The following is a 3,031-nucleotide window of genomic DNA, read 5'->3' on the forward strand; positions in this document are numbered from 1 at the left end:
GCAAGCATCTCTCCCGGGGCTACCCCTCTCCCCCGCCCTCCCCCACAAGGGGGGAGGGAGCGCAGTCTGCCTGAGGCGCGGGCCGAATCTTCATGGCGACTCCGCCGCCGGAGCCACCCCATGACCGCCCTCTCCGCCCTCATCCGCCGGGACATCAGGATCGCGCTCCGCGTCGGCGGCGGGGCGCTGATTGGCGTGCTGTTCTTCCTGACCGTAGTCGTCCTGATGCCGTTCGCGGTGGGGCCGGACCTGGCGCTGCTGTCGCGGCTGGGGCCGGCCATCCTCTGGCTCGGCGCACTGCTGGCGAGCCTGCTCACCCTCGACCGGCTGTTCATGGCCGACCACGAGGACGGCTCGCTCGACCTGATCACGATGAGCCGGACGCCGCTGGAACTCGCCTGCGCCGCCAAGGCGCTGGCGCATTGGCTGGCCGCCGGCCTGCCGCTGATTGTCGCAACCCCCGTGCTCGGCCTCTTGCTCAACCTCGACATGGTCGCGACCGGCGCGGTGGCGCTGACGCTGCTGGCGGGCACCCCGGCCCTGACCTTCACCGGCATGATCGGTGCGGCGCTGGCGGTGACGCTGCATCGCGGCGGGCTGCTGATGGCGGTGCTGGTGCTGCCGCTGTCGATCCCGGTGCTGATCTTCGGGGTTGCGGCCTCGCAGGCCGTGATCGTCGGTCCGATGACGTTCGGCGCGCCGTTCTCGATCCTGTGCGCGCTGTCCCTGGTCAGCCTCGTGATCGGCCCCTTCGCAGCCGCAGCGAGCCTGCGGCATGGGCTCGACTGAGATGCGCGCGACTGACCTTGACCCCGATCAACTTTCGTCCCTCGCTTTCGTGCTGATTGCCTGAGCGGCCACCGACGATTATCAGGGTACCATGACGCTGATCGACCTCGCCAACCCCACGCGGTTCCTTGCGCTGACAGCGCGGGTCCTGCCGTGGCTTGCGGCCGCGACCGTCCTGCTGCTTGCAATCGGTCTCTATCAAGCCGCGCTTGCGCCCGATGACTATCAGCAGGGCGCGACCGTGAAGATCATGTTCATCCACGTGCCCAACGCCTGGCTGTCGATGTTCGTCTGGGGCGTGATGAGCATCGCCTCGCTGGGCACGCTGGTGTGGCGGCATCCGCTCGCCGACGTCGCCGCCAAGGCCGCAGCTCCGATCGGCGCCGCCTTCACCTTCCTCGCGCTGCTGACGGGCTCGCTGTGGGGCCGGCCGATGTGGGGCACCTATTGGGAGTGGGATGCGCGGCTGACCTCGGTGCTGATCCTGTTCCTGATGTATCTCGGCCTGATGGCGCTATGGCGCGCGGTCGACGATCCCTCGCGCGCCGCACGCGCCGCCGCGGTGCTGACCTTGGTCGGTGCGCTCAACCTGCCGATCATCAAGTTCTCGGTCGACTGGTGGAACACGCTGCACCAGCCGGCCTCGGTGATGCGCATGGGCGGCTCGGCCCTCGACAAATCGTTCCTGATTCCGCTGCTGGTGATGGCGATCGCGTTCACGCTGCTGTTCGTCACGCTGCATCTGGCGGCGATGCGCAACGAAATCCTGCGCCGCCGGGTCCGCTCCCTGCAAATGATGCAGGCGAGCCGTGTCGCGTTCTCGAACGAAATGGGCACCGGTGCGCGCGGACAAAACGCGTCGAGAGAAATTGGGGCCGCAGGATGATGTCGCTCGGTCCTTATGCATCCTTCATTGTGACGTCCTATGCCGCAGCGGCCCTCGTGGTCGTGATCCTGATCGGCTGGATCGTGCTCGACTATCGCAACCAGACGCAGCGCCTGCGCGAGCTGGAGGAGCGCGGCATCACCCGCCGCTCCGGCCGTAGCGCCATGGACGCGTCATGAACGAGCAATCGACCTCCGCAGCGCCGCAGCGCCGCACTTTCCTGATGGTGCTGCCGCTGATTGCGTTCATCGCACTGGCGCTGCTGTTCTGGTTCCGGCTCGGCAGCGGCGATCCCTCGCGAATTCCCTCCGCGCTGATCGGCCGTCCGGCGCCGCAGACGGCGCTGCCACCGCTCGAGGGATTGCAGATCGACAACGCGCAGGTGCCGGGCCTCGACCCCGCCGCGTTCAAGGGCAAGGTCAGCCTGGTCAATGTCTGGGCGTCCTGGTGCGTGCCGTGCCACGACGAGGCGCCGCTCCTGACCGAGTTCGCCAAGGACAAGCGCTTCCAGCTCGTCGGCATCAATTACAAGGACGCGTCGGACAATGCGCGGCGGTTCCTCGGGCGCTACGGCAACCCGTTCGGCCGTGTCGGCGTGGATGCCAACGGCCGCGCCTCGATCGAATGGGGCGTCTACGGCGTGCCCGAAACCTTCGTCGTCGGCCGCGAAGGCACCATCGTCTACAAGCTGGTCGGCCCGATCACGCCGGACAATCTGCGGACGGTGCTGCTGCCGCAGATGGAGAAGGCGCTGAAGGCGGCGGGAAGCTGACGCCGCGCTCGTGCCACACGCTCAACTGTCATCGCCCGACTTGATCGGGCGATCCAGTATTCCAGAGACGTCAGTCGTATACGGAAAAGCTGCGGCGTACTGGATGCCCCGGTCAAGTGTTTAGTCCGGGGACATGGCTGACACCTGTTCGGACACATCACTGACAGGTTGGCCATTGGTCAAGTCGATCGATGCGACCTGCCAGCTGGCGAAGAAGATTCCGTAATGGCCGTCACGATCCAGCGGCCGGATGGCGAGACTTTCGCGCGCGAAGGCCTGGGGAACCTTCCAGAAGCGTCCTTTGAAGGAGATGTAGGGTCTCGTCGATGAGACCCTACGGACGATCTCGCCGCTGTCGTATTCAACTTTTGGAACGCGGGTCGGCATGGCGCGGGCGCTCGGCCAGAAGCGATCGGCGGGGACGCGCATATCGAGGCCTTGGTGGGGACGCTCCAGATTGTACAACAAGGCTCAAGAACGCCCACAGGATCGTTCTTCGCGAGGTTCTTTATCGACATCATCCCTGGTTTGGTCGCCGAGTTTGCGTTCATGGAAGGGTCGAGAAGGCTGATGATGTCGCTTTC

4 protein-coding genes and 1 pseudogene are annotated in these 3,031 nt (G+C 66.1%); 4 read left to right on the plus strand and 1 reads right to left on the minus strand.

The genetic code is table 11. From position 1 onward, the window contains the following. Positions 1 to 120: 120 nt before the first annotated feature. The 4 genes from ccmB to CV770_RS40710 all read left to right on the plus strand — a co-directional run bounded on the left by ccmB (position 121) and on the right by CV770_RS40710 (position 2,447). Positions 121 to 789 (plus strand): heme exporter protein CcmB, encoded by a 669-nt coding sequence (gene ccmB / locus CV770_RS40695; protein ID WP_028150494.1) that lies wholly within the window; start codon positions 121 to 123, stop codon positions 787 to 789. A 91-nt stretch (positions 790 to 880) separates the two neighbouring features. Next, entirely contained in the window at positions 881 to 1,675 is a 795-nt protein-coding gene (locus CV770_RS40700; protein ID WP_104466285.1) for a heme ABC transporter permease, read from the plus strand. After that, a complete protein-coding gene (gene ccmD / locus CV770_RS40705; RefSeq protein ID WP_104466286.1) occupies positions 1,672 to 1,854 on the plus strand; it encodes a heme exporter protein CcmD in 183 nt (60 codons plus the stop codon). The genes CV770_RS40700 and ccmD overlap by 4 nt, the downstream gene beginning before the upstream one ends. Beyond that, positions 1,851 to 2,447: a DsbE family thiol:disulfide interchange protein gene (locus CV770_RS40710; protein ID WP_104466287.1), complete on the plus strand. Its 597-nt coding sequence runs from the start codon at positions 1,851 to 1,853 to the stop codon at positions 2,445 to 2,447. The genes ccmD and CV770_RS40710 overlap by 4 nt, the downstream gene beginning before the upstream one ends. A gap of 120 nt (positions 2,448 to 2,567) precedes the next feature. On the opposite strand, the pseudogene CV770_RS40720 reads toward CV770_RS40710, so the two are convergent. Further along, positions 2,568 to 2,912, minus strand: a pseudogene (locus CV770_RS40720) (IS481 family transposase); the annotation flags it as partial. Between the last annotated feature and the right edge of the window lie 119 nt (positions 2,913 to 3,031).

Source organism: Bradyrhizobium sp. AC87j1 (genome assembly GCF_002936975.1).
GTDB lineage: Bacteria > Pseudomonadota > Alphaproteobacteria > Rhizobiales > Xanthobacteraceae > Bradyrhizobium > Bradyrhizobium shewense.